The 25,593-nt window shown below is 29.3% G+C and carries 21 protein-coding genes; 20 read left to right on the top strand and 1 reads right to left on the bottom strand.

The window, feature by feature from the left end; genetic code table 11:
* The first annotated feature begins 13 nt into the window (after positions 1–13).
* The 10 genes from VJI94_RS03870 to VJI94_RS03825 all read left to right on the top strand — a co-directional run bounded on the left by VJI94_RS03870 (position 14) and on the right by VJI94_RS03825 (position 8,368).
* Positions 14–541, top strand: a complete 528-nt coding sequence (locus tag VJI94_RS03870; protein WP_324008411.1) for an isochorismatase family cysteine hydrolase — start codon at positions 14–16, stop codon at positions 539–541.
* A 338-nt stretch (positions 542–879) separates the two neighbouring features.
* Complete coding sequence (locus VJI94_RS03865; RefSeq protein ID WP_233428826.1) at positions 880–2,163, top strand: DUF1576 domain-containing protein; 1,284 nt, start codon at positions 880–882, stop codon at positions 2,161–2,163.
* Positions 2,160–2,519, top strand: coding sequence for a hypothetical protein (locus tag VJI94_RS03860; RefSeq protein ID WP_004832835.1), 360 nt, complete (start codon positions 2,160–2,162; stop codon positions 2,517–2,519). Before VJI94_RS03865 ends, VJI94_RS03860 begins: the two co-directional genes overlap by 4 nt.
* A 96-nt stretch (positions 2,520–2,615) precedes the next feature.
* Positions 2,616–3,356, top strand: a complete 741-nt coding sequence (sufC, locus tag VJI94_RS03855) for a Fe-S cluster assembly ATPase SufC (RefSeq protein WP_029950072.1) — start codon at positions 2,616–2,618, stop codon at positions 3,354–3,356.
* A gap of 2 nt (positions 3,357–3,358) precedes the next feature.
* Positions 3,359–4,774, top strand: a complete 1,416-nt coding sequence (sufB, locus tag VJI94_RS03850; protein WP_029950076.1) for a Fe-S cluster assembly protein SufB — start codon at positions 3,359–3,361, stop codon at positions 4,772–4,774.
* An 11-nt stretch (positions 4,775–4,785) separates the two neighbouring features.
* A complete protein-coding gene (locus VJI94_RS03845; protein WP_029950077.1) occupies positions 4,786–5,817 on the top strand; it encodes a SufB/SufD family protein in 1,032 nt (343 codons plus the stop codon).
* 1 nt (position 5,818) lies between these two features.
* Positions 5,819–7,048 (top strand): aminotransferase class V-fold PLP-dependent enzyme, encoded by a 1,230-nt coding sequence (locus VJI94_RS03840; protein ID WP_004832839.1) that lies wholly within the window; start codon positions 5,819–5,821, stop codon positions 7,046–7,048.
* A complete protein-coding gene (gene sufU, locus VJI94_RS03835; RefSeq protein ID WP_009354354.1) occupies positions 7,038–7,463 on the top strand; it encodes a Fe-S cluster assembly sulfur transfer protein SufU in 426 nt (141 codons plus the stop codon). Before VJI94_RS03840 ends, sufU begins: the two co-directional genes overlap by 11 nt.
* Before the next feature lie 48 nt (positions 7,464–7,511).
* Positions 7,512–7,832 carry a DUF1294 domain-containing protein gene (locus VJI94_RS03830; protein ID WP_324008409.1) on the top strand — a complete coding sequence of 107 codons (321 nt, stop codon included), beginning with the start codon at positions 7,512–7,514 and terminating at the stop codon, positions 7,830–7,832.
* An 8-nt stretch (positions 7,833–7,840) separates the two neighbouring features.
* Positions 7,841–8,368, top strand: coding sequence for a GNAT family N-acetyltransferase (locus tag VJI94_RS03825; protein ID WP_278553390.1), 528 nt, complete (start codon positions 7,841–7,843; stop codon positions 8,366–8,368).
* A 129-nt stretch (positions 8,369–8,497) separates the two neighbouring features.
* Here VJI94_RS03825 and VJI94_RS03820 read toward each other — a convergent pair whose 3' ends face one another.
* The gene (locus VJI94_RS03820) at positions 8,498–8,647 is read right to left on the bottom strand and encodes a hypothetical protein (protein WP_324008408.1); all 150 of its coding nucleotides are present in this window, start codon (positions 8,645–8,647) and stop codon (positions 8,498–8,500) included.
* 281 nt (positions 8,648–8,928) lie between these two features.
* Here VJI94_RS03820 and VJI94_RS03815 point away from each other — a divergent pair, with 281 nt between their 5' ends.
* From VJI94_RS03815 to VJI94_RS03770, 10 genes are all read left to right on the top strand, one after another.
* Positions 8,929–12,687 (top strand): DNA-directed RNA polymerase subunit beta, encoded by a 3,759-nt coding sequence (locus tag VJI94_RS03815; RefSeq protein WP_324008407.1) that lies wholly within the window; start codon positions 8,929–8,931, stop codon positions 12,685–12,687.
* Between the two features lie 23 nt (positions 12,688–12,710).
* Positions 12,711–16,334: a DNA-directed RNA polymerase subunit beta' gene (gene rpoC / locus VJI94_RS03810; RefSeq protein WP_324008406.1), complete on the top strand. Its 3,624-nt coding sequence runs from the start codon at positions 12,711–12,713 to the stop codon at positions 16,332–16,334.
* 51 nt (positions 16,335–16,385) lie between these two features.
* Entirely contained in the window at positions 16,386–17,471 is a 1,086-nt protein-coding gene (locus VJI94_RS03805) for an MGDG synthase family glycosyltransferase (RefSeq protein WP_004832844.1), read from the top strand.
* Between the two features lie 68 nt (positions 17,472–17,539).
* Entirely contained in the window at positions 17,540–17,914 is a 375-nt protein-coding gene (locus VJI94_RS03800; RefSeq protein WP_324008405.1) for a hypothetical protein, read from the top strand.
* A gap of 437 nt (positions 17,915–18,351) precedes the next feature.
* Positions 18,352–19,947, top strand: coding sequence for an ABC transporter ATP-binding protein (locus tag VJI94_RS03795; RefSeq protein WP_324008404.1), 1,596 nt, complete (start codon positions 18,352–18,354; stop codon positions 19,945–19,947).
* 41 nt (positions 19,948–19,988) lie between these two features.
* On the top strand, positions 19,989–21,599 hold the full coding sequence (locus VJI94_RS03790) for an ABC transporter ATP-binding protein (protein ID WP_324008402.1): 1,611 nt from the start codon (positions 19,989–19,991) through the stop codon (positions 21,597–21,599).
* Positions 21,600–21,887: 288 nt separating this feature from the next.
* A complete protein-coding gene (prfA, locus tag VJI94_RS03785; protein WP_029950098.1) occupies positions 21,888–22,958 on the top strand; it encodes a peptide chain release factor 1 in 1,071 nt (356 codons plus the stop codon).
* Between the two features lie 3 nt (positions 22,959–22,961).
* Complete coding sequence (locus VJI94_RS03780) at positions 22,962–23,867, top strand: C39 family peptidase (protein WP_324008401.1); 906 nt, start codon at positions 22,962–22,964, stop codon at positions 23,865–23,867.
* A gap of 2 nt (positions 23,868–23,869) precedes the next feature.
* Positions 23,870–24,640, top strand: a complete 771-nt coding sequence (locus VJI94_RS03775) for a TIGR02206 family membrane protein (protein ID WP_004832855.1) — start codon at positions 23,870–23,872, stop codon at positions 24,638–24,640.
* Between the two features lie 178 nt (positions 24,641–24,818).
* On the top strand, positions 24,819–25,541 hold the full coding sequence (locus VJI94_RS03770; RefSeq protein ID WP_324008400.1) for a CPBP family intramembrane glutamic endopeptidase: 723 nt from the start codon (positions 24,819–24,821) through the stop codon (positions 25,539–25,541).
* Positions 25,542–25,593 lie beyond the last annotated feature (52 nt).

Here is a 25,593-nt window from a genome sequence, read left to right as displayed (position 1 = left end):
ATGGAGGTAGTATATGAGAGCGTTACTTGTAATTGATTTACAGAAAGGGATAATAAGTCAAAGAGATTGTAGTAATGAAATAGATAAAATTAGGTGGTTGATTGAAGATTTTAAATGTAAAAATATGCCAATTATTTTTACAAAACATCTTGATGAAAATATTGAAAGCCCTTTATACAAAAATTGCGAAGGTATTGAAATAATAGATAATTTGGATATAAATGCAAAATATATAGTTGAGAAAAGTAAGCCAGACTCATTTTTCAATACTAATCTTGAAAAAATTTTAAAAAATGAAGACATAACTGAATTGGTTATTTGTGGTTTTAATACTGAATATTGTTGTTTATTTACTTCTATAGTTGCAGCTGATAAAAATTTCAAGGTTTATTTTATAGAAGATGCAACTGGAACGGTTTGTGATGAAAATACTTATGAAATGCCTGGATTGGATATTCAAGATTTTATAGGGTCAATACTAAACTGGTCAAATATGGTAAATGTTTTGTATTTAGATGAATATAAGAAAGAGTTGATTTAATAAATTTTTAATTAAAGAAAAGCAAGTTATTTTAAAACTAACTTGCTTTTTTGCTATATATAACTTTATTATAAATATAATTAAGTCCAGTATTATTCTTGAAAATTATTAATATAAGTTGTATAATTTAATTAGCGACGAAAACGTCTTTAAGAGATATAATTATATAAAATGGATATTTTTTTAAAACTTGTTATTAATAATAAATATCGATAAGAAAATAAATAATTTTTTTGTCGACACTAAATTTTATAATCTTTTTTATATTTAAGTACTTTAGTTATTCACATTTCTTTTTTAATATGTTACAATATATGTGAGAAAATTTTGGAGGAAATGTGTTGAGTAGGGAAAAGATATATGTAAAAAACCATTATAGATATGATGCAATATTTATATTTTCTATTTTAGCGATGTCTGTTGGCTTTCTTTTTGACAGTCCTAAAGAAATTTTAGACGGTTATATTAATATTTTAAAATCTCCAAGTCATCTACTTACTGATTATATGGCGGTAGGAGGAATAGGAGCAACATTTTTAAATGCCGGTTTTCTTATGTTACTTGCATCTTTTGTGTTGTGGAGAAGGCAACAATTATTGACGGGTCCTATTATAGCGGCGCTTTTTACGCTTTTTGGTTTTTCCCTTTTTGGAAAAAATCTATTTAATACAATTCCGATAACTTTCGGAGTTTACCTTTATGGTAAAATTGAAGGTTTAAAATTTAATACATTGACTATGAATAGTCTGTTTGGTACTGCACTTGGTCCTGTTGTAAGTTATATTTGTTTTGGGATTGGACTTCCATTTTTTAAAGGATTAGTTATTTCTTATGCAGTTGGTATTTTTATTGGAATGATTATTCCCGCACTCTCTGCATCATTTTTACGTTTCCATCAAGGTTACAGCCTATATAATATTGGTTTTACATGTGGAGTTATTGGTCTTTTCATTCAAGGAGTTTTTAAATCTTTTAATTTAGAAGTAAAAAATGTAAATGTTGTAAGTGATGGAAATTTACGAATTGCAATTATAATGTATATATTTTTTACTATAGTTTTCACTTTGGGATTTTATCTAAATGGATTTAGTTTTAAAAATTTAGGAAATTTATTAAAGAATAGTGGTAGGGCTCCATCTGATTTTGGGAATATTTATGGTAGAGGTGTCAGCATGATTAATATGTCTGCACTTGGAATTATATATACTACTTATGTGTTAATTATGAATCAACCTTTAAATGGACCAATTCTTGGTGGTATATTTACCATTTTTGGTTTTGGAATATTTGGGAAACATATTAGAAATGTATTACCCATTCTTGTAGGAACATTAATTGCGTACTTTTTAAATATTTATGATCCGCATAGTGTTTCTGCAACAGTTACTATTTTATTTGCAACAAATTTAGCTCCAGTTGCTGGAGAGTATGGTTTTATTGCTGGAATATTTGCAGGCTTCTGCCATGTATCAATTGTTTCTAGTGTTGGTGTCTTGCATGGAGGCTTAAACCTTTATAACAATGGTTTTTCAGGAGGTTTTGTTGCTGCAACTTTAGTTCCGATTTTTGAGTCAATCAGAAATTCGAGATTTTTTGATAAAAAAGAGGAGGAATATCTTTGAATACAATAAAAAATGAAGAAAATTGTGCAAAGTTGATTGTTAGTGGTCTAGTACATTATTATTTTAGTAAAAGAGTTCAAGATTTAAAAATAGATTTTAAAATAGAAAAAGATTCCCTAAGAGTTATTGCTGAGGGAAATGTTAAAATAAAACCGAAAGATTTAGAAGAATTAAATAGAATTTCGAATTCTGCAAGACTTCCGGAGTTTGAAAATTATTATGATAATTTAATAGGATTAGGAAGCAATTCAAGTGATATATCAAATATAGATACTTTAGGTTCTATGGTTGATGAGGCGATAGTTTCTTATTCAGATGATGGTCTTTTGACTATTTTGTTAGTTAGAAATTTCTAGCCTTTAGTATTTGGCAAATTGTACATATTAGTTTATTGTCCTGCCCTTTGGGTATCACAATTATGCTAAATAAAACTACTATAAGGAGTAACATATATGAAAATATTAGAGGTAAAAAATCTCCATGTTAATGTTGGAGATAAAGAGATTTTAAAAGGTATCGATTTGGATATTTTTGAAGGAAAGGTTCATGTCATCATGGGACCTAATGGAGCGGGAAAATCTACACTTACTAATGCTATTATGGCTCATCCTAATTATGAAGTTACAAAGGGCGACATATTTTTTAAGGGTGAAAACATAAATGAATTAAGAGCGGATGAAAGAGCAAAACTTGGAATGTTTATGTCTTTTCAAAATCCGGAAGAAGTTCCTGGAGTTACCGTTTCAAATTTCATCAGAGCTTCAAGAATGTCAATAACAGGAGAAAAAGAAAGTGTTATTGAATTTCAAAGAGAGCTTGAAGAAAAAATGGAAAGTTTAACTATGGATGCTTCTTATGCTCAAAGGTATTTGAATGTCGGTTTTTCCGGTGGAGAAAAGAAGAAAACTGAAATTTTACAAATGGTTATGTTAAATCCTGCACTTGTAATGTTGGATGAAACTGATTCCGGACTTGATATTGATGCAGTTAAGGTTGTTTCTGAAAATGTTGAAAAATTTAAAAGTGAAAATAAATCAATTTTAATCATAACTCATCACAGAGCAATTTTATCAAGAATCAAACCGGATTATGTACATGTTTTGTATGATGGCAAAATTGTTAAAACATCAGATGCTTCTTTGATTGATAAAATTCAAAAAGAAGGTTATTCTTGGGTTGAACAAGAGGTGTAGTTATGACATCAGAAAGAAAAAAAACGCAAGTAGAAGAAATGGACAGAGGTGTCTATGATATAAAAAACGAAGTAAGGTATTTTTCAAAAACTGAAAAAGGCTTAACTCGTGATATTGTTATGCAAATTTCCAAAGAGAAAAATGAACCTGACTGGATGTTGGAATTAAGACTTAAAGCATTGGAAGTTTTTGAAAAATCTAAAAATCCAAATTGGGGACCTGATTTGTCTCCTGTTGATATAAATGAGATTACAACATATATTCGTCCGGACGCAAAAATGAGTGAAGATTGGAATGAGTTGCCTGAGGATATTAAGGGAACATTTGATGCACTTGGTATTCCGGAAGCGGAATATAAAAGTGCACTTTCAGGAGTTGGAGCTCAATACGACAGTGAAGTTGTTTATCATAGCTTAACTGAGAAAATGAGGAAACAAGGAGTTATTTATACAGATTTTGAAACTGCCGTAAGAGAATATCCTGATATAATAAAAGAATATTTTATGACTTGTATAAAACCTGAAGATCATAGATATGCTGCGCTACATTATGCAGTTTGGAGTGGTGGCTCTTTTGTTTATGTTCCAAAGGGAGTTAATGTAAGTATTCCACTACAATCATATTTCAGACTTAATGCACCGGGAGCAGGGCAATTTGAACATACTTTAATCATTGTTGAAGAAGGAGCGTATTGTCATTTTATCGAAGGCTGTTCCGCGCCGAAATATAATGTTTTAAATGTTCACGCCGGAGCAGTTGAACTTTTCATAAAGAAAAATGCAACTTTAAGATATTCTACAATAGAAAATTGGTCAAGAAATATGTATAACTTAAATACAAAAAGAGCAATTGTTGATGAAAATGGAACTATTGAATGGGTTTCAGGATCTTTCGGTTCAAAGGTAAGTCTATTATATCCAATGAGTGTGTTGAGAGGAGAAGGAGCAAAAAGCGAATTTACCGGAATAACTTTTGCAGGTAAAGATCAATATTTGGATACCGGTGCTAAAGTAATTCATGCAGCTCCAAGAACAAGCTCATCAATAAATTCAAAATCCATATCTAAGGGTAATGGAGTTGCAATTTATAGAGGCCTTGTAGATGTAAAACCTAATTGTCCCGGCTGTAAATCAACTGTAACTTGTGAATCCTTAATGTTGGATCAGGAATCTCAATCAGATACAATTCCTGTTATAAATATTCAAACATCTGATATTGATTTGGGACACGAAGCAAAAATAGGTAGAATTGATGACGATGTAATTTTTTACCTTATGACGCGTGGTATTCCTGAAGAAGAGGCAAAAGCTATGATTGTAAGAGGTTTTGCAGAACCTATTGCAAAAGAATTGCCTTTGGAATATGCTGTTGAAATGAATGCTTTGATTAATCTTGAACTTGAAGGAACTATTGGTTAGGAGGTGTCTGTATGAGAGGAAATTTTATACCAAGTAATACTTGGAATGCAACAAGAGTTAATAATACAGAAGTACTATTACCTAATCTGAATCTAAAAGAATATTCTTTAATTAAGAGTGAAAATAAAAATTTGGATTTTTCTTATGAAAAATTTTCGTTTTCAAATGAATTGACTGAAAAATTAAAAGGCTTTACAAATCTAAAAATGGATTTTATTTCAACAAAAGAAAATCCGTTAAATAAAGTTGTTTCATTGGAATTAAACGAAGAAAATAATCAATTAGTCGATGTTATAAAGGTAAGAGCTGAAGAAAATTCGACTTTAAACTTAACTTTGGATTATTTTTCAAGAGAAAGTGTTAAAGGGTTCAGACATTCAATTATAGAAATTGAAGCTGAAGAAAACAGTGATGTTAAAATTTACATTTCTCAAAGATTTTCTTTGGAGGTTTTGAGTATTCAGAGCGTTTATTATAGAGTTAAAGAAAATGCAAATGTTGAATTTGTTCAAGTTGATTTAGGAGGCAGAGAAAATTATGTTTCCTATATAGGAGATCTCGTTGATAACAATTCAAATGTCAACGTAAATTCTATTTATTTCGGCAAAAATGAACAAAAATTAGATTTTAATTATGTGGCAACTCAAAGAGGACGTGCTACAAATTATGATTTGGCGATTAAGGGAGCATTAGCTGATAGAGCTCAAAAGACTTGTAAAGTTACTATTGACTTTAAACGTGGTTCATCAACTTCAAAGGGATCCGAAGAAGAATATGTAACATTACTTTCTGATGATATAAAAAATGTTGCAGTTCCGATTTTGCTTTGTACTGAAGATGATGTTGAAGGAATTCATGCAGCGAGCGCGGGGAAAATTGATGAAAATATACTATTTTACATTATGAGTCGTGGTTTTAGTGAATCTGAAGCCAAGAGATTGATTTTGGAATCAAAATTCGCCGAAACTATTGATTTAATAGAAAATGAAGAAATAAGAAAGAGAGTTTATACAACTTTGTCCAAAAAACTTTCGGAGGTATAATATGACTAAAACTGTTCTTGATATTAGAAAAGATTTTCCATATTTGAATGAAGAAAAAGTTGGAAAAAAAGTTATTTATTTAGACAATGCAGCTACAAGTCAAAAACCTCAAGCTGTTATTGATACTATAACAAATTACTATTCTTATCAAAACGGAAGTCCACATAGAGGCAGTCATTATTTAAGTATGTCTGCGACTGAAATTTATGAGGGAACAAGAAAAAAAGTTAAGAATTTTCTTAATTCAAAGAGAACGACTGAAATAATTTTTACAAAAAATGCTAGTGAAGCGCTTAACTTAGTTGCCTATTGTTATCTTAATAAATTAAAAAAAGATGATGAAATAATGCTTAGTATTATGGAACATCATAGTAATTTATGTACTTGGCAATTTTTAAAAGAAAAAACAGGGGCTAAACTTAAATATATTTACCTTGATGATAATTTTCAATTGGATATGAAATCTTTTGAAGAAAAAATTTCCGATAAAGTAAAATTGGTATGTATAACTGCTGCATCAAATGTAGTAGCCACAATGCCTGACATCAAAAAAGTTATTGAAATCGCTCATAAAAACGGAGCAAAAGTTTTAGTTGATGCATCACAAATAGTTGCACATAAAAAACTGGATGTTCAGGATTTAGATGCTGATTTCTTAGCCTTTTCAGGACATAAAATGTTAAGTGCAATGGGCGTTGGTGTGCTTTATGGAAAGTTTGACCTCTTAAAAGAAATGGATCCATTCCTTTATGGAGGAGATATGATTGAATATGTTTATGAAGATTATTCAACATATCTTTTACCGGCAGGCCGTTTTGAAGCAGGGACACAAAATGTAGGAGCAGTTGCTTCGCTAGGTTCTGCTATTGACTATCTAGAAGAATTGGGATTTGATTATATAGAAAAACTGGAAGGAGAACTTATGAATTTTGCTTTTGAAGAAATGAAAAAGCTAGATTTCATAAAGACTTATACTACAAAGGACAAAAATAGATGTCCTGTAATAGCTTTTAATGTAAAAGATGCTCATCCTCATGATGTATCTTCAATACTTGATAGCTTTGGAATTGCAATAAGAAGTGGGCATCATTGTGCAGAGCCTTTGCATAGATATTTGAATGAAAATGCAACTTGTAGAGTGAGTTTTTCTTTCTATAACACTAAAGAAGAAGTAGAATATTTCATTGATAAATTAAAAGAAGTAAGGAGAATATTACATCTTGGACATTAGAGAAATTTATACTGAGATAATAACAGAAGAAAGTAGAAATACAAAAAATAAAAGATATTTGGAACATCCGACTCACGAAGAAAAAGGTCATAACCCAAGTTGTGGAGATGAAATTACATTACAATTAGATATTGAAGACGGTATAATCAAAGATGCCTCTTATGTTGGAGTAGGTTGTGCAATCTCCCAAGCCTCAACATCACTTATGATTGATTTAATTAAGGGAAAGACTTTAGACGAAGCAAAAGAACTTTGTGAAACATTTTTAGCAATGATTACAGAAGGTCTTGAGGGCGATGAGCTAAAAAAACTTAAGGATGCTATAGCTCTTCAAAATATTTCTACAATGCCTGCAAGAGTTAAATGTGCTGTTCTTGCTTGGCATACATTAAAAAATATAATTGAAGCTAATTAAATATGGTCGTAACTCTTTTGAGTTACGACTTTTTGAATAGGAGTGTATATGAGGATATTTTTTATATTATATTTGCTTTTAGACGGTTTGTTATACAACTATAAATTATTGATTTCTATAATTTTTATAATGAATTTAATATCTTTTACAATATTTTATATTGATAAAAGAAAAGCTATAAAAGGCAAGAATAGAATTTCAGAGAATAGCTTATTGTTATCAGCTTTTTTATTTGGCTCTATCGGAGCTTTTTTATCTATGCAAATATTTAGACATAAAACGAAAAAGTTGAAATTTAGAATTTTAGTACCACTATTTTTTGTTATGAAAGTATTGATTTTATATTATTTATATAAATATATGTTTTAGGTGATGTTATGAAAAATATTAGATTTTTTACAGAAAGATTGAATATAGCAGATATGCAGTTTTCCGATTGTGACTACGCAGCGAAAGAATGGGGAAATGAAATATCCGGAAAATATATGTGTGATCCATTTTACAAAAATGGAGAAGAACTTAGAGATATATTGAAAGATGAGTTGGAAAATTCGGAAAAATGGACTGACGATTTCTATTTTTCAGTTTTTAAAAAAGAAAATGATGAAATAATAGGAACTGCTTGTGCTTTTGAAGTTGAAAAGAGTAAGAAAATATGGGGCATAGGATATTCGATAAAGCTAACTGAATGGAATAGAGGTTATGGAACAGAACTTGTTAATGGTTTGTGTGAATTCTTAAAATTATATAATGTAGAAATTATAAACACATTAATTGCAAAAGAAAATATTTCATCTCTGAAGATTTGTTTTAAGAATGGATTTGAGATTTTTAAAGAAACTGAATTTATTAAATCAGGAACGGATATAAAACATTCAGCATATGAACTTAGGAAAAAATTATAAAACAATTAAATAATTAAAGTCAAAGATATGAAAGAATTAGGAATTATTTAAAGGAAGTAATAAAAATTACTTCCTTTTTTAGAGAAAAAATTCCACTAGAAAGTGGAATTTATAAAAAAATATTAAAAGTTAAAATTTATCTTTAAATAAATCGTATAAATTAAAAGCTATTGCTATTGTCATACAAGTAATTGTAATAGTGGAAAGGTTGTTGAAATCAAATATAATTAAAAATACTAATAAAGTGGTTACTAAATAATTTGTCCATTTTTTTCTCATAACTGCCTCTTATAGATTAATATTAAATAATAATTTATTGAACTATCAAAACAATATATTTACAACTGTATTATACCATAATATAGTATTTAATTAAAGTATTCATAATGTAAAATTAAAATTATCAGGTTCAAAGGTCAATTTCTGTCTAAAAAAATGAAAAAATTCTAAAAAAGACTTTACATTTTACAAAAAATCTGTTAAAATTTAAAGATAATAATGTAATAGTGGGATAATATGTATTTTTATCTTTTTTTAATTTTTCAAAGGGGTGAAGTTTTATGACACATACTGAAAAGTATGGAATCACAGAAAGGGTTAGTTATTCAAAAATTCAAAATGTTTTGGATCTTCCAAACCTAATTGCCATTCAAACTGATAGTTATGATTGGTTTATTAAGCAAGGAATTAGAGATGTTTTTGACGATATTAGTCCGATTAGAGACTATTCCGAAGCGATGAAGCTGGAATTTTTAAATTATCGTTTAGAAAATGCTCCAAAGTATTCAGAACAAGAATGTAAGGATAGGGATATGAACTATTCAACACTTCTAAAAGTAGATGTTCGTTTAACAAACAATAATACAGGCGAAGTTAAAGAACAAGAAGTGTTTATGGGAGAAATTCCTTTGATGACTGACAACGGGACTTTTATTATTAATGGTGCTGAAAGAGTTATCGTAAGTCAGCTTGTTAGAAGTCCGGGTGTATATTATGGAGAAGAAATTGACAAGTCAGGTAATAAGTTATTTTCTTCAACAGTAATTCCGAACAGAGGTGCTTGGTTAGAATATGATACCGACACAAACGGAGTTGTAAGTGTTCGTATTGACCGAACAAGAAAATTGCCTATAACAACTATGATTAGGGCGTTGTTATATGAAACAAATGAAGAAATGGTTGAAAATTTCGGAGATATTAAAGAACTTCATACTACTTTGGAAAAAGATATAACAAAGAGTTATCAAGAAGCTATTCTTGAAATTTATAGAAAATTAAAACCTGGAGATCCTGCTACTGTTGAAAGTGGGGAAAGTTTATTACATAATTTACTTTTCGATCCAAGAAGATATGATCTTGCAAAAGTTGGTAGATATAAATTTAATAAGAAATTAGCTTTAAGAAATAGATTAATAGGAACAATTTTAGCTGAAGATATTTTCAAGACTGATAAATTCGGTGAAATGGAAAAAATTGCAAGTGTTGGAGATTATATTTCAGAAGAACTTGCTGAAAAAATTGAAAATGCAGGATATAAGAGAGTTCATGTAAAAGTTGAAGACAAAGAGATTATCGTTGTTGGTAACCACTTTGTTGATATTGGTGCGTTTGAATTGGGATTTGACATTTCATGCAATGGACTTTCAGAAAAAGTTTATTATCCAGTTATGATGGAAATTTTAGAATCTGCATCAGAATATGAAGGCGAAGAATATGAAACACAAGTTAAGAGAGCTGTTAGAAATAGAGTTAAAGAGCTTTCTCCTACTCATATTATTCGTGATGATATTGAAGCTACTGTAAGTTATGAATTTAACTTATTCTATGGTCTTGGAATTTGTGATGATATTGACCATTTAGGAAATAGAAGAGTTAGAGCTGTTGGAGAACTTTTACAAAATCAATTTAGAATTGGTTTATCAAGAATGGAGAGAGTTGTTAGAGAAAGAATGTCAACTCAAGATCCAGACCTTGCTACGCCTCAAGGACTTATTAATATAAGACCTCTTGTTGCGTCTTTAAAAGAATTCTTTGGTTCTTCACAATTATCACAATTCATGGATCAAAACAATCCACTTGCAGAACTTACTCATAAGAGAAGATTATCAGCATTAGGACCTGGTGGTCTTAGTAGAGATAGAGCAGGATACGAAGTAAGAGACGTTCATGAAAGTCACTACGGAAGAATTTGTCCGATAGAAACTCCAGAAGGTCCAAACATCGGTCTTATTACTTCTCTTACAACTTATGCAAGAGTTGATCAATATGGATTTATTGAAACACCATATCGTGTTGTAAATAATGGAATTGCTACAAAGGACATTGTTTATTTAACTGCTGATGAAGAAGATGAAGTTATTATCGCTCAAGCCAATGAACCACTTGATGAAAATGGACGTTTTGTAAACGAAAGAGTAAGTGGTCGTGGTATTAATGGCGAAAATGATATTTATCCAAGAGATACAATTCAACTTATGGACGTTTCTCCTCAACAAATTGTATCAGTTGGTACAGCAATGATTCCTTTCCTTGAAAATGACGATGCTACTCGTGCGTTGATGGGTTCAAACATGCAAAGACAAGCAGTGCCTCTACTTGTTACTGAAGCTCCTATTGTAGGAACCGGTATAGAACATAAAGCGGCAAGAGATAGTGGTGTTGTTATCATTGCTAAAAATTCAGGAATTGTTACAAAAGTTGATAGTGATGAAATTCATATTAAAAGAGATTTAGATAATGTAGTTGATAAATATAGATTACTTAAATTTAAACGTTCAAATCAAGGAACAACAATTAATCAAAGACCTATAGTTAATGAAAATGACAGAATTAATGCAGGGGATATTATTGCCGATGGCCCTTCAACAGAAAATGGAGAAATTGCATTAGGTAAAAATATTTTAATGGCATTTATGAACTGGGAAGGTTATAACTACGAAGATGCGATGTTGTTAAATGAACAACTTGTTATAGATGATGTTTTAACTTCATTACACATTGAAGAACATGAATGTGAAGCGAGAGAAATCAAATTAGGTTCTGAAGAAATCACAAGAGATGTTATAAATATCGGTGAAGATATGAGAAAGAACTTAGATGAAAATGGTATTATAAGAATTGGTGCTGAAGTTAATTCGGGAGATATCTTGGTTGGTAAAGTATCACCTAAGGGAGAAACTGAATTAAGTGCAGAAGAAAGACTTTTAAGAGCTATTTTCGGAGAAAAAGCTAGAGAAGTAAGAGATACTTCTTTAAGAGTTCCTCATGGAGAAACTGGTATTGTTGTAGATGTTAAATGTTATAGTAGAAAAAATGGAGATGAATTACCACCAGGAGTTAATGAAGTGGTTAGAGTTTATGTAGCCACTAAGAGAAAGATTAATGTAGGAGATAAAATGTGCGGTAGACATGGTAACAAAGGGGTTATTTCAAGAATAATGCCTCAAGAAGATATGCCATTCTTACCGGATGGAACTCCTTTACAAATCGTTCTTAATCCGTTAGGGGTACCTTCTCGTATGAACATCGGACAAGTACTTGAAGTGCATTTAGGACTTGCAGCTAAAAGACTTGGTTGGAAAGTTGCAACACCTGTATTTGACGGAGCAAGTGATATTGATGTTCTTGATGCATTAAAGCTTGCTGGTTGTCCTGAATCAGGAAAAATAAAACTTAGAGACGGAAGAACTGGAGATGAATTTGACAATCCTGTAACTGTTGGTTATATGTATATGTTAAAACTTCACCATTTAGTAGATGAAAAGATTCATGCTAGATCTATCGGGCCTTATTCTTTAGTTACACAACAACCACTTGGTGGTAAGGCACAATTTGGTGGACAAAGATTTGGAGAAATGGAAGTTTGGGCATTGGAAGCATACGGTGCAAGTCATACTTTACAAGAAATGCTAACTGTTAAGAGTGACGACATTGTAGGTAGAGTTAAAACTTATGAATCAATTGTTAAGGGTGTAAATATTCCTGAACCAGGTATTCCTGAATCCTTCAAAGTTCTTATGAAAGAATTACAATCATTATGTTTAGATGTTAAATTGATTGATGAAGAAGGAGAAGAAATCAAACTTAGAGAAAATTCCGATGAAATTAAGGCTCAACTTGTTTTAAATGAAGAGTATGCCAAAGAAGAAGAGGAAGAAGATTTTGACTTTGATTCATTTTATGATCAATCTGGAAATAAGGAAGAAGATTTTGATGGCTTTGACCTTAGTTTCTTAGAAGATAAAGATGAAAAAGGAAAAAACAGTTCAGAAAAAGTAGAACAAGACGAAATATTTATAGAAGAAGATATTGATCAATAACATAGAGGAAGGGAGTGGACTCCTTGTTGGAATTAAATAATTTTGATGCAATGAAAATTGGCTTAGCTTCACCTGATAAGATAAGAAGTTGGTCAAGAGGAGAAGTTAAAAAACCAGAAACCATAAATTATAGAACTTTAAAGCCTGAAAAAGATGGTCTTTTCTGTGAAAAAATATTTGGACCGGTAAAGGACTGGGAATGTAATTGTGGTAAGTATAAAAGAATAAAATACAAGGGAAATGTATGTGAAAAATGTGGAGTTGAAATCACAAAGTCTAAAGTAAGACGTGAGAGAATGGGTCATATAGAACTTGTTGCTCCGGTTTCTCATATATGGTATTTTAAAGGAATACCTTCAAGAATGGGTCTTATATTAGATATGAGCCCAAGAGCTCTTGAAAAAATCTTATATTTTGCAAATTATGTTGTTCTTGATGCAAAAGATACTGACCTTTATGTTAAACAATTACTAACTGAAGGCGAATATGGAGAAGCTTGTGAAAAATTTGGTACAGAAAATTTCAGAGTTGGAATGGGTGCTGAAGCAATTAAAGAGCTTTTAGAAAATATAGATTTAGATGAGCTTTCAGATGAATTGAAAAAAGGTCTTGTTGATGCAACTGGTCAAAAGAAAATTAGACTTTCGAGAAGACTTGAAGTTTGTGAAGCTTTCAGAAAATCAGGAAATAGACCTGAATGGATGATTATTGATGTCGTTCCTGTTATTCCACCTGATTTAAGACCTATGGTTCAACTTGAAGGTGGAAGATTTGCAACTTCAGACTTAAATGATTTGTATAGACGTGTTATAAATAGAAATAACAGATTGAAAAAACTTATTGAAATTCACGCTCCGGAAATCATTATGAGAAATGAAAAGAGAATGTTACAAGAAGCTGTGGATACATTAATAGATAATGGTAGACATGGAAAAGCTGTAACAGGAGCAGGAAATAGAGAGCTTAAATCTTTATCAGATATGTTAAAGGGAAAGACAGGAAGATTTAGACAAAACTTACTTGGAAAGCGTGTTGACTATTCAGGACGTTCAGTAATCGTAGTAGGACCAGATTTAAAATTCCACCAATGTGGACTTCCTAAAAAAATGGCTCTTGAATTATTCAAACCCTTCATTATGAAACAATTAGTTGAAGACGGAATTGTTCATAATATTAAGAGTGCAAAAAAATATGTAGAAAGATTAAATTCAAATGTTTGGGACATCTTGGATAAAGTTATCAAAGATCATCCTGTGCTTTTAAACAGAGCACCGACTCTTCATAGACTTGGTATTCAAGCATTTGAACCGGTTTTAGTTGAAGGAAAAGCAATAAAATTACATCCGTTAGTTTGTACTGCATATAATGCCGACTTTGACGGTGACCAAATGGCTGTGCATTTACCTTTATCAACTGAAGCCCAAGCAGAAGCAAGACTTTTGATGCTTTCTACAAATAATATTTTAGCACCAAAAGATGGTAAGCCTATCACAACTCCTACACAAGATATGGTATTAGGTTCATATTACTTAACAAGTGGAACTGTTGAAGAACAAGCTGTTCGTTCATTTATGGATTATGATGAAATGTTTAAGGCTTATTCTACAAATAATGTTAAAATTCATGATACTGTTAATATCTTGTATAGAGATGAAGAAACAGGAGAAAGTCAAATCGTAAAATCAACTGTTGGTAGATTTATATTTAATGAACATATTCCACAAGATTTAGGATTTGTTGATAGAAGTAAAGATAAATTCTCATTAGAAATAGATAGACTTGTAGATAAAAAAATGCTTGGTAAGATTGTAGATAAATGTTTTAGAAAACATGGAAATATTAAAACTGCTGAAGTATTAGACTATATTAAATCTACAGGATATAAATATTCAACTGTTGGAGCTATTTCAATTTCAATGAATGACGTAATAGTTCCAGAAGAAAAATGGGAAATTCTTAAAGAAGCAGAAAAGAAAATTGCTGTTTATGAAGAATTATTTAGAGACGGTTTAGTTTCCGAACAAGAAAGATATGAATATGTAATCTCTGTTTGGACTAAAGCTACTGAAGATATTACAAAGATTCTTGTTGAAAAGCAAGATCCTACAAATAGTATTTCAATCATGGCTGACTCAGGAGCCAGAGGTAATATTAACCAAATTAGACAGTTAGCGGGAATGCGTGGACTTATGAGTTCTGCTACTGGTAGAATCGTAGAAATTCCTATCAAAGCAAACTTTAGAGAAGGTCTTTCAGTACAAGAGTTCTTTATTTCAACTCATGGTTCAAGAAAAGGACTTTCAGATACTGCACTTAGAACAGCTGACTCTGGATATTTAACAAGAAGACTTGTAGATGTTTCTCAAGATGTTATTGTTAGAGAAGATGACTGTTGTACAGATGAATATGTATTGGCTAGAGACTTTAAAGATGGAAATGCCATAGTTGAAAAACTTGCGGATAGAATCGTAGGAAGACATTCATTTGAAGATGTATTAAATCCTACTACAGGAGAGATATTAATTCATAAGAATGAAATGATTACCGAAAGTCTAGCTGAAAAAGTTGAAAAACTTGGAATTACAGAAATAAAAGTACGTTCTGTTCTAGGCTGTAAATCTAAACATGGTGTTTGTGCAAAATGTTATGGACGTAATCTTGCAACAGGAAATCCAGTTAACATTGGAGAAGCTGTAGGAATTATAGCTGCTCAATCTATTGGGGAACCTGGTACTCAGCTTACAATGAGAACATTCCACTCTGGTGGAGTTGCCGGTGTTGGAATCACTCAAGGTCTTCCTCGTGTTGAAGAACTTTTTGAAGCAAGAAAACCAAAAGGACTTGCTTATATAACTGAAATAGACGGTACTGTAAAATTAGTTGATAATAAGAAGAGATATGATATAGTTGTAACTGCCGATGATGGTGATGAAAGAATTTATGCTATACCTTATGGAGCCAGAATTAAAGTTAAAGATGGAGAAAAAATTAAAGCGGGCGATATGCTTACTGAAGGTTCTATAAATCCACATGACATTTTAGCTATTAAAGGTCCAACAGGTGTTCAAGAATACATCACTAAAGAAGTTCAAAAAGTTTATCGTAATCAAGGAGTAGATATCGATGATAGACATATCGAAATCATTATAAAACAAATGCTTTCTAAAGTTAAAATTGATACTTCAGGAGATACTAATTTCCTAGAGGGAAGTCTGGTTCCGTTTAGAGAAGTAGAAGCTGTTAATAGACAAATGTTAGATGAAGATAAGATTCCTGCAACTTTTGATAATGTATTATTGGGAATCACAAAGGCGTCTCTTGCTACTGAAAGTTTCTTATCAGCGGCATCATTCCAAGAAACAACCAGAGTTTTAACTGATGCTTCTATAAAAGGAAAAGTGGACGGGTTGATCGGATTGAAAGAAAATGTAATTTTAGGTAAACTTATTCCTGCCGGAACAGGTATGAAAGTCTATAAATCCATTGAAATTGATTATGAAACAATGGAGGAAGAAGAAAGACTTGCAAGAGAAGAAACTGTTGAACATAATGAATCTGAAGAAACTAAAGAATATGATGAATCAAATGAAGTAGAAGAAAAAGAAAGTGAAACTGAAACTGAAGAAGTTGAAAAAATAGAGGAATAGTATTTAGAGTCGGAAAATTTTTCCGACTCTTTCTGTAAAGTGAGGCGTAAAATGAAAAAAGCTTTAATTTTAACGGCATCTTTCGGTGGTGGGCATAATAAAGCTGCTAATAATATTAGAGAAAAGCTTGAACTAAGAGGTTTTGATGTAGAAGAAATAGATTTATTAAAAGAAATTTCTGAAAAATTAGACAGTTTGCTTGTTGGAGGATATTTGGGAATTGTAACTAAGACTCCTGAAATTTATGGACTGATATATAAAGGAACAAATTTAACTCAATCACAAAATGTCCTTTCAAAACCGATTTTAAATATTTTGAGCAATAAGATATTACCTATTTTGGAAGAAAAAAGACCTAATGTAGTCATAGGAACTCATGTTTTTGCAATTGGAATTATGGAACATATAAAGCAAAAAAAATATTATAATGTTCCCTTTATTTCAGTGATTACAGATTATATAACACATAAGATGTATTTTAGCGATTATGTAGATTATTATATAGTGGCAAGTGAATTTACAAAAAGCAGAATGATTGACGACGGGATAAAACAAGATAGGATTTGTGCTTTTGGAATACCTATAAGTGATAGCTTTAAGGAAAGACATTATGAAAAAAAAGACGGATTTAATATTTTAACGATATTTGGAACTTTAGGAATGAATGATTTCTCTGAATATATTATGCCGATATTGGATATTGCAAATGACATCAAACTTACTATGGTCTGCGGGAAAAATGAAGAATTAAAAGAAAAACTTGAAAAAAAATATAGTCTGTTTATAGATGAAAATAGACTTGAGATTTTTGGTTATACAAATGAAATTGCAAGACTTATGGAAGAAAATCAAATTTTGATTACAAAGCCCGGAGGACTTACAGTTACTGAGGCAATTGTTAAAAATATTCCACTCATAATTCCATTTTTTATTCCGGGTCACGAAGAAGAAAATAAAAATTTTATAGTTGAGGAAGAAATTGGAGTCTATGCAAACGGCATTGATGCAGTTGTAAAGGAAATAAAAAAATTTTATAAAAATAGAAGAAAAATAGAATATATGGCTTTGAATATGGAAGATATAGCAAAAGGATTTTCAGTAGATAAAATTGTAGAATTAGTTGAAAAAATAAGTTAAATTCATTGACAAAAATGATATGTTATAGTATAATCCACTATGGATAAAGATTTTTAGGAGGTTTTTATATGAAAATTAAAAAATATTTAATTTCTGCTATGGCTATATTTTTAATGGGATCAATGGTTGCTTGTCAATCAAAACCGGCTGAAAATAAAAAAGCAGAAGAAAAAAAGGAAGAAAAGAAAGAAGAACCTAGGATGGAAAAGGCTTCTGACGAAGAAAAAAATTCAACTATAAAATCATTGGAAGCTCAAAAAGCTATTGAATTGGAAATTCCTAATTTAAAGGATGCAGACAAAGAAAGTATTGAAAAAAAATATGCTAATTTAATTGCTCAAGTTAAAGAAGATAAGATTGATAAAGCTGAAGTTATTAAATTAGGTAAAGCCGCTGAAAATTATATTAAAAATGTAAAAGAATCAAGAGGCGAAAAAAAATAAGATTACATTTTTAATGAGGGTTTTAAGACCCTCATTTTTTATTGTGAGAAAATAAATTGTAAATGGTAGTTTATATATAATATATAAAGCATAAAATATTCTTAAAAATAATCAATAGTTATTATTATTGAAAATTGTTGGGTATAAATGGATTATAAATTTTACTTCTTAATATAACTATTTTATTAAATTTAAAATAAAAAATATAAGCACTAATCACAATCATATTATTAGGATGTAAATACCACACTTAAAATTTATAGAAAATAAGCTATGTAAAATTTTTGCATAGCTATTTTTTTATTCAAGAGCTATATTATAGACAAAGATAAGAAACTATTAAATCGTTGAAAAAACTCATTTACTATGATACAATGATTATGTAAAATATTGGAAAATTATTTTGTATAATTGAAATTTATGGAGTATTAGTTATTATGAAAAAATTAAAAAAAAATATTTATCTATATTCTATGTTAATTGTTATTTTTAGTATTTTTACAGTTTATTCAAATGCTAATATGCCAATGGTAATTAAGGAAATTACAGATAGTATTACAGAAAAACAATTTGATAAAATTTTTGGATATTTTGTAAAATATGCTCTACTAATAGTATTAGTGTTGTGTTCTGAATTTATTGGCAAATTGTTGAATGCTAAGTATAGAAGATTATTATACATGAAGCTTAGAAATCTTTTTGTAAGAGGAATTTTATTAAAGGGTAAAAAGGGAGAAAATCCTCAAGAACTTTATTCTATTTATAATAATGAGATAGAATCTGTTGTAGAAGAATACTATTTAACAATACCACATATTATATTTCAAGCAGTATCTATTATTTGGTATATGTATTTGCTGTTTTCATTGAATATTCTTGCATCATTTATTATCCTAGGAACTAATATTATATCAATTCTAATTCCTTATTTTTTTGAAATAGATATGCAAAGAATAAGAGAAAAGAGTATTTTAGGACTAAGACGATTAAATACGGCTTTTTATGATATTGTTGAGGGAATAGGCACTATAAAAAGATATTCTGTAGAAAAAAATATAAATAATAAAATGGAATCTATTTCATCAGATGAACAAAAATATGCTTATAGATATAGCATAAAAAATGCAGTTCTAGAAATTAGTATGGGAGCCATTTCATTTATATCCCAGTTTCTAATTTATTATGTTGTTATCAGTTCAATTATTAGTGGAAAAGAAACTATCGGAGCTTTTATAGCAATTTTGCAATTATCGGAGTTGTTAATATATCCGATTAATACTATTTCCAGCTATTTGATAACTGTATTTTCTATAAAGAAAGTGAAAAATGATTTATTTAATACCTTATCCGATTGTGAATTTGAAGAAAATGAGCAAGAGAGAGTTGAGAAAATTGAATTTGAAAATGTAAGTTTCTCTTATAACCAAAATAAATATATTATTGATAATTTTTCAAATGTTTTTGAAAGTGGTAAAAAATACCTTATTAAAGGTCAAAACGGCTCAGGAAAGAGTACGATTTTGAAATTACTGTTTGGGGAGTTTGAAAATTATAGCGGAAATATAAAGATAAATGGTAAAAATATAAAGGATTATCCTGATATTTCAAAAAATATTGTCTATGTTGAACAAAATTCTTTCCTATTCAATGAAAATATAGTTTCAAATATAACTTTATTTAAAAATTTTGAGGATAATTTGATTTATGATATTTTAAATAAAGTAAATTTGGATAAAAAACTTATAGAAAATAGAAACGAAAATTTGAATGAATTGAATCTTTCAATTTCCGGTGGTGAAAAACAAAAAATTATAATTGCTAGAGCTTTACTTAGAAATAGTAATTTTTTGGTATTTGATGAGGCTATGAGCAATATTGATAAAAATTCAATTTCAATTATAGAAAAAATGATTTTAAGTGATGAAAACTTGGGCTTTATTAATATTTCCCACAATTATTCTGAAGAAAATGTAAAAATGTATGACTACATTTTAGAATTTACAGGAGAAAAAATTAATATAATAAAGAATTAATAATTGTAAATAAATACTATATATGGAGGAGTTATTTTATAATGAAAAATTCAAAATTCGATTTGCCGATTAAGTTAAAAAAATCCAGTGTTATTTTTCTATGTATTTTTTCGCTGGGAGTTTATTTTATTTCACTTATTTTTCCTTATATTTTTAAGAGTATTCTTGATAATGTAGGGAATATGGACAGTGGAAAATTATATTTATACATATTTGGGATAATTGTATTTGCGGTTTTTATTCATGGAATTAGCTATTTATGTGATTATCTAAATCAGATATTTTGTAATAAAACTGCTTTAAAATATCAAAAACAAATTGTAAAAAAGATTTCTGCGATAAACACACCGGACTATGAGGGGATGAGCAAGGCTAAGGTGTTGAATCTTTTGAATTATGATATAGCTGTAATTTATACATATATTAATTTAAAAATAGATTTAGTAGTGGATTCTATAAAGATTTTATTAGTAGTTCTTATACTGATAAAAATTAATTACATACTTGCAATAATAACTTTTATATTAATACCGATTTATTATCTTGGAAATTATTTTAATAAAAATCGAATGGAAAAACTTGCAAGTGAAGAGATGAAATTAAATGACAAAATTTTTGAACAAGAAGAAGATGTTGTTTATAAAAAAACAAGTATTGAGTTGTTTAAGGCTTGGGGCATGTTTTTTAAGAAATTTAATTATATAGCAGAAAAACGTTGGAATATTACAGGTACAAAACATAAATTTTTAATTTTAAATATGGAATTTCCAAAATTTATTTCAACTCTTAGTCCTTTTATAGTGTTAATCTTGGGGGCAAGTTTTGTTCATAGAGGAATTTTTACTATTGGAACATTGATTATGTTTTTACAATATGCTCAAATGATTTATACTCCGATAACGTCCATTGCAAATTTAAAGGCAAATGCAAATTCTTCAGTAGCAAGTTTTGAAAGGATTAGAAACTTTTTAAACTATGAAAATGAAGAAAATAATTATTCAAAACTTTTTGTAAAACAAGAAAATCCTATAGAAATTAAAAATGTCGAAATTACAAATGCAAAAGATGAGTTATTGTTTAAAATAGATGATTTTACAATTTCTAAAAATGGGCTTTATATTCTAAAAGGTGATAATGGAACAGGAAAAACTACGCTTTTAAATTTACTTGCAGGGGTTTATTCCGTAAAACAAATTAAGGAAAAAGGTGGATATTTTAGAATATCGGAGGATAAAAAAGACGATATTTCCTACTTATATAATCCCGCAATGTTGTTTAACGGAACCGTTAGAGAAAATATAGTTTTAACTGAGATAGAAAGGGAAGAACAAATTTCAAAGATGCGAAATCTTTTGAAAAAATTTAATGCAAAAGATGAAAATTATGAAGTTAAAACAAATCCTGCAAATCTTTCACTTGGAGAACAGCAAAAACTATTTTTGATAAGGACATTTATGCAAGAAAAGAGTATTGTTTTACTTGACGAGCCGTCAGCAAATTTAGATATTGAATCAAAAGCTATTTTAAGAGATTTTCTAGAAGAAGAAAAGAGAAAAAGCATAATGATTTTAATAGCTCACGATTTGCTTTATGAAGAAATTGCTGATGAAATTTATACTATAAATAATAAAAATTTAGAACTTTCTAAATAAAGATAAAAGAATTTCATTCCCGATACTTATGTGTCGGGTTGTTTTATAGCAGATTTTTTAGTGAAAAAAATTTACAATATATGTACATATGTGATATAATATAAGTAGCTTTGCGCCTAATGGCAAAGCTACTTATATTTCATCATAACTACCATAAAGAATAATCAAAAAGGAGTTATGATTTAATTATTAGCTTTATACTTGTAGATAAAGCTTATATATTTTAGATAAAAATAAATTGTTAAGATAAATTAAAGTTGATTGTAGTTATAAAAGGAGAGATATACTTTGTTTGATAAATTAGAACTATTAGTTGAAAAATTCGAGGAGCTTGAAAAGAAAATTATAGATCCTGAAATTATGAAAGATATGAATGTTTGGCAAAAACTTGCTAAAGAACATGGCGATATGAAGCCTATTGTTGAAAAATATAGAGAATATTCTAAACATAAGAAAGAACTTGAAGAAAATAAAGAGATGTTAAAGGAAAGTTTAGACGATGAAATGAAAGAACTTGTTAAAGAAGAAATTTCAGAGCTTGAGGATAGTATTGAAAAGGAAGAACAAGATCTTAAAATTTTGTTATTGCCAAAAGACCCTAATGATGAAAAGAATGTATTTATGGAAGTAAGAGCCGGTACAGGTGGAGATGAAGCGGGACTTTTCGCAGAAGATCTTCTTAGAATGTATAGAATGTTCGCAGATAAACAAAAATGGAAAACAGAAATAATGAGTATTTCTGAACAAGGTGTCGGTGGAATTAAAGAAGTTGTTTTCTTAGTTAAAGGTAAAGGGGCATACTCAAAATTAAAATATGAAAGTGGTGTTCATAGAGTTCAACGTGTTCCTGCTACAGAATCAAGTGGAAGAATTCATACTTCTGCTGCAACTGTTGCAGTTTTACCGGAAGTTGAAGATGTTGATGTCGTTATAAATCAAAATGATCTTAGAATTGATGTTTACAGAGCTAGCGGTAATGGAGGACAATGTGTAAATACAACTGACTCTGCTGTTAGAATTACACATATTCCTACAGGAGTTGTTGTTACTTGTCAAGATGAAAAATCACAGCTTAAGAATAAAGATAAGGCAATGAAAATTTTGAAATCAAGACTTTATGAAAAGTATCAAGAGGAACAGAATAAGGATATTGCTGATGCAAGAAAATCACAAATCGGGTCAGGAGACAGATCTGAAAGGATAAGAACTTATAATTTTCCACAAGGAAGAGTTACAGATCACAGAATAAATATGACTATTTATCAATTAGACAGTTTCCTAAATGGAGATATTTCCGAAATGATAGATGCGCTGATTACAAGTGATCAAGCTAAGAAGATGTTGGCAATTGCGGAGTAGATTATGAATCGCAATTTGCAAAATAAATTAACTAAATTCGGTATTTATCTTGTATTGTATACATTTGGAATATTTGTATTTTTTAATTTCGTTTTTGCTAAAAAAGAAACCAAAATTGCAGGTAATACAGCAAAAGAGGTTGAAACTAAATCAAAGACTTTAAATGCTAACGGAATAGATGTAAGTAAACTTTCTACAAAAGTTAATACAGGTAAAAAGGCAAATATTTTGACTGAAAAAACCGTTCTTGAAGGGCTTAAAAATAGTGAGGATTCAGATATTCAAGAAATATTAAAAAGTAAAGATAAATTAAGCTATAGCTATTTGGCTTTGCTTTATAGAAATCCTTCTGCAAAACTTTTTGTTAAAGACAAGCTTGAGAATAGAACAGTTGATAATTTTACCGGAGAAAGTGTTGATTTTAAAAGAGATATTCCATATTATTTGCAATGGGACAGACGTTGGGGACAAAACAAATATACTGATGATAATATAGCCATAAATGGTTGTGGTCCAACTTCAATGGCTATGGTTATTTCCGGACTTTTAAAGGACAATTCCATTACTCCTGTAGAATTGGCAAAATATGAAGAATATTCTGAAAAATCAGGAACCGGTTGGGAATATTTTACAGAAATTCCAAAAAAATATGGAATTAAAGTTAAAGAGTTGTCAACAAATGAAAAAATTTATAAAAATGAGTTAAAGAATGGAAGACCTATAATTGCAAATGTAGGACCGGGAGATTTTTCTTCAACTGGACATTATATCGTTTTAGTTGGAGTTGATGAAGACGAGATGTTCATAATAAATGATTCTAATAGCCCTACAAATACAAATGAAAAGTGGAGTTTTGAAAGATTAAGAACACAGATAAAGAATTCTTGGTCTTTTGTTAAAGGAGAATAGTTTTGAATTTTTTAGAAAGAATTTTAGATTTTTTAATTTATTTTTTCAGGTCAAAGCCTGAAGGATATGACATAGAAAAATACGGTTCTACTCATATCGTGCTTGTTATAATTGCTTTTGCAGGAGCAATTATAATTTATAAGTATAGAGATAAATTTAAAAATAGCAATAAAAATATTTTAAAAGTTTTTGTTGCAATATTATTTTTACAACAGTTTATATTATATTTTTGGTATATAACAAGCGGTGCATTTTCGATAGAAACCAGTCTGCCTTTGTATGATTGCAGGGTTGCGATTATATGTTTGATATACGGGGTGTTTTTTCATAATGAAAAGTCAAAAAGAATCGGGATTTATCTTGGCTTTGTAGGCTCAATAGTTGCACTATTGACACCGGAGTTAGATAAATTTGCATTTCCACATTATACTTGGATAAGCTTTTTTGTTGGACATACTCTATTGCTATGGGTAAGTTGTTATATATTCTTTGTAGAAAAAATAGAAATTTCATTCAAAAAATATACAGAAGTTTTTGTTTTTACAAACATTTTGCATATAGCAATTGTAATTTTCAACAGTCTTACAAACTGTAACTATGCATTTCTGTCAGAACCGCCAATTTTTAAAGATGTAGCTGATAGATTGCATCCAATAACATATATAGCAATAATGATGCTGATATTAAACTTTGGACTATATCTTGTACATTCATATTTTATGAAATCAAGAGATAGGGAATTTAAAATATCACATAGAGAAATTGAAAATTAAAAATATTTTGTTTTAAATTAGTAACTGAATATTAAGTAAAAGATGATTTAAGAATACACCTAATAGTTATATTATTAATAAATTAGGTGTATTCAATATAAACTTTGTTATTAGTTAGTGATTACATACAAACGTTTTTTTATAATTGGGATAGTAATCAAAGGCAAGGGAGGAGAAAATGAAGATATCTGAAATTTATAGAAATGAAAGAACAAAAAAACTATTGGGTTTATTAAGTCTTTATTTAGTATATGTGTTATTTTTCAAAAGTGTTAGTTTTCCGTCTTTATGGGGAAAGTTTTTTATAGATAAATATGATTTAAAAAGTTATTTAATGTATGAAATATCAAAAAGGTTAATTACTCTGATAATTTCTGTTTTTATAATTTGCGTATTATTTAAAAATAAATTAGATTTAGATGATTCAAAAAAGATGAATTTAATAAAAAGTATTTTAATAGCTATAACTGTATTTTTACTATATTACTTTTTTATTGCTAGAATAACAATATATTTACAAGGGTATTTATTCAATTCATTTGAAAGTCCTGCTACAAATATAATAACAAAATTAATCAATCAAGTACCAGCTTATATTATATGTGTTGGAATTTTAGCTCCAATAATGGAGGAATTAGCATTTAGAAAGGGATTGTTTGGGTTTTTATATGAATTATATTCAGGATGTAATGAGTATGTTAGGATAATTTCTTCGGTATTAATTTCATCAATAGTTTTCGGAGCAATACATAATGGGTATTTTCATCCTTCTATGATATACTATTCTGTTTTTGGAATAGTTTGTTCACTATTATATCTATATACTAAACGTATTTCATCACCCATAATAATTCATATGATGCTTAATTTGACTTGGGCTATATTTACAATTTTTGGATAAAATAGTTTATTATAAATTACAGTAAAAAGTACTGCATCCATTACTTGTTTTC

It is taken from the genome of Parvimonas sp. D9 (genome assembly GCF_035282565.1).
Taxonomy (GTDB): domain Bacteria; phylum Bacillota; class Clostridia; order Tissierellales; family Peptoniphilaceae; genus Parvimonas; species Parvimonas micra.
This window is presented reverse-complemented; position numbering and strand designations above follow the sequence as displayed.

What these genes read in the sequence shown, in the direction of transcription:
- VJI94_RS03870 (WP_324008411.1), top strand. Translation starts at nt 14, where the DNA reads ATGAGAGCGTTACTTGTAATTGATTTACAGAAAGGGATAATAAGTCAA.
- sufC (WP_029950072.1), top strand. Translation starts at nt 2,616, where the DNA reads ATGAAAATATTAGAGGTAAAAAATCTCCATGTTAATGTTGGAGATAAA.
- sufB (WP_029950076.1), top strand. Translation starts at nt 3,359, where the DNA reads ATGACATCAGAAAGAAAAAAAACGCAAGTAGAAGAAATGGACAGAGGT.
- VJI94_RS03845 (WP_029950077.1), top strand. Translation starts at nt 4,786, where the DNA reads ATGAGAGGAAATTTTATACCAAGTAATACTTGGAATGCAACAAGAGTT.
- VJI94_RS03840 (WP_004832839.1), top strand. Translation starts at nt 5,819, where the DNA reads ATGACTAAAACTGTTCTTGATATTAGAAAAGATTTTCCATATTTGAAT.
- VJI94_RS03830 (WP_324008409.1), top strand. Translation starts at nt 7,512, where the DNA reads ATGAGGATATTTTTTATATTATATTTGCTTTTAGACGGTTTGTTATAC.
- VJI94_RS03825 (WP_278553390.1), top strand. Translation starts at nt 7,841, where the DNA reads ATGAAAAATATTAGATTTTTTACAGAAAGATTGAATATAGCAGATATG.
- VJI94_RS03820 (WP_324008408.1), bottom strand. Translation starts at nt 8,647, where the DNA reads ATGAGAAAAAAATGGACAAATTATTTAGTAACCACTTTATTAGTATTT.
- VJI94_RS03815 (WP_324008407.1), top strand. Translation starts at nt 8,929, where the DNA reads ATGACACATACTGAAAAGTATGGAATCACAGAAAGGGTTAGTTATTCA.
- VJI94_RS03805 (WP_004832844.1), top strand. Translation starts at nt 16,386, where the DNA reads ATGAAAAAAGCTTTAATTTTAACGGCATCTTTCGGTGGTGGGCATAAT.
- VJI94_RS03800 (WP_324008405.1), top strand. Translation starts at nt 17,540, where the DNA reads ATGAAAATTAAAAAATATTTAATTTCTGCTATGGCTATATTTTTAATG.
- VJI94_RS03795 (WP_324008404.1), top strand. Translation starts at nt 18,352, where the DNA reads ATGAAAAAATTAAAAAAAAATATTTATCTATATTCTATGTTAATTGTT.
- VJI94_RS03790 (WP_324008402.1), top strand. Translation starts at nt 19,989, where the DNA reads ATGAAAAATTCAAAATTCGATTTGCCGATTAAGTTAAAAAAATCCAGT.
- VJI94_RS03780 (WP_324008401.1), top strand. Translation starts at nt 22,962, where the DNA reads ATGAATCGCAATTTGCAAAATAAATTAACTAAATTCGGTATTTATCTT.
- VJI94_RS03770 (WP_324008400.1), top strand. Translation starts at nt 24,819, where the DNA reads ATGAAGATATCTGAAATTTATAGAAATGAAAGAACAAAAAAACTATTG.